The following is a 428-nucleotide window of genomic DNA, read 5'->3' on the forward strand; positions in this document are numbered from 1 at the left end:
AGCTGGAAGAGGGAGCGACCGTGGCCGACGCTATCGCCGCCGCTGCGCTGGAAGGTAGTGCCGACTGTCCGGCCGCCGCGGTGCATGGCGTGCTGGCCCGTCCACAGCAGGCGCTGCTGGACGGGGACCGCATCGAGCTGCTGCGCCCGCTGCTGGCCGACCCCAAGGACAACCGCCGGCGTCGCGCGCTCGGCGGTTGATCCCGGCAACCCGTCCCTGCGGACGGGCAGGCCTCAGCGGCCCTTCTTCTTCTTGTCCTTCGGCAGGTTGCGGCCGAACTGGCGCACCGTCTGCTGGGCCAGGGCCTTGTCGTTGCCCGGGAAGTAGTCGCCTTCCCAGCGGGTAACGGCGTCATTCTCGAAGAACACCACGAAGTTCTTCACTTCGGTGCGGCCGAGGCGGTTCACGCGCTGGCTGGAGGTGTAGTC

General features: G+C 69.2%; 2 protein-coding genes. One reads left to right on the forward strand and one right to left on the reverse strand.

Annotated features, from left to right (window positions below; genetic code table 11):
- Window positions 1-200, forward strand: a 200-nt coding sequence (locus tag EEB19_RS26450; RefSeq protein WP_187590297.1) for an RnfH family protein, incomplete at its 5' end; no start/stop codon positions are given.
- Window positions 201-233: 33 nt separating this feature from the next.
- On the opposite strand, the gene EEB19_RS26455 is transcribed toward EEB19_RS26450, so the two are convergent.
- A partial coding sequence (locus tag EEB19_RS26455) for a hypothetical protein (RefSeq protein ID WP_222929996.1) occupies window positions 234-428 on the reverse strand: 195 nt, incomplete at its 5' end.

The organism is Gordonia sp. OPL2 (assembly GCF_003797825.1).
GTDB lineage: Bacteria > Actinomycetota > Actinomycetes > Mycobacteriales > Mycobacteriaceae > Gordonia.